This is a genomic window from Pseudoalteromonas sp. SIMBA_162 (assembly GCF_046535955.1).
GTDB classification, from domain to species: Bacteria; Pseudomonadota; Gammaproteobacteria; order Enterobacterales; family Alteromonadaceae; genus Pseudoalteromonas; species Pseudoalteromonas marina.
Window position 1 is genome coordinate 1 of record NZ_JAWJBQ010001079.1, and the last position, 241, is coordinate 241.

Sequence of the window (241 nt, forward strand, 5' to 3'; positions counted from 1 at the left end):
TCGCCTGCGGGTCGCGATTGATCAACAACCGCAGGGTCAGGGCGCGAATGCGCAGCAGGTCCTGGTTCATTTCCCCTACGGACATCACGCTGGGCAGCCAATTGCTTTCCACTTCATCGGACTGCTGGCGCATATTGCCCATCTGCATCAAGGCGAATGCCCCCAGGGCAAACACCATCAGCGCCAGCAAGCCGAAACCCAGGCTCGCCCGTAGCGCAATGTTCAGACTTCTAAGACTCAT

At 58.5% G+C, this 241-nt stretch carries 1 protein-coding gene; it reads right to left on the reverse strand.

Features of this window, described 5'->3' with window-relative positions:
* The coding region (locus tag R0J88_RS23015) for an MCP four helix bundle domain-containing protein (RefSeq protein ID WP_410901318.1) at window positions 1-190 on the reverse strand (190 nt) is incomplete at its 3' end.
* Between the last annotated feature and the right edge of the window lie 51 nt (window positions 191-241).